Origin of the sequence: Streptomyces sp. NRRL S-1022 (assembly GCF_000720135.1) — a bacterium.
GTDB lineage: Bacteria > Actinomycetota > Actinomycetes > Streptomycetales > Streptomycetaceae > Streptomyces.
Genome location: NZ_JOIU01000195.1, coordinates 1 through 281, shown reverse-complemented (window position 1 = coordinate 281; position 281 = coordinate 1). Strand labels below are relative to the sequence as shown.

1 protein-coding gene is annotated in these 281 nt (G+C 68.3%); it reads left to right on the top strand.

Going from position 1 to position 281, the window contains the following annotated elements; all coding sequences use genetic code 11:
• Positions 1-281, top strand: a 281-nt coding sequence (locus IG05_RS0141500; protein WP_030349222.1) for a flavodoxin-dependent (E)-4-hydroxy-3-methylbut-2-enyl-diphosphate synthase, incomplete at both ends; no start/stop codon positions are given.

Below are 281 nucleotides of genomic sequence, written 5' to 3'. Positions count from 1 at the left end.
TCTTCGCCGCCATCGAGGCCGGCTGCGCCGCGGTCCGCGTGAACCCCGGCAACATCAAGCAGTTCGACGACAAGGTCAAGGAGATCGCGCGGGCCGCCAAGGAGCACGGCACCCCGATCCGCATCGGCGTCAACGCCGGCTCCCTGGACCGGCGCCTGCTGCAGAAGTACGGCAAGGCCACCCCCGAGGCCCTGGTCGAGTCGGCCCTGTGGGAGGCGTCCCTCTTCGAGGAGCACGACTTCCGCGACATCAAGATCTCGGTCAAGCACAACGACCCCGTC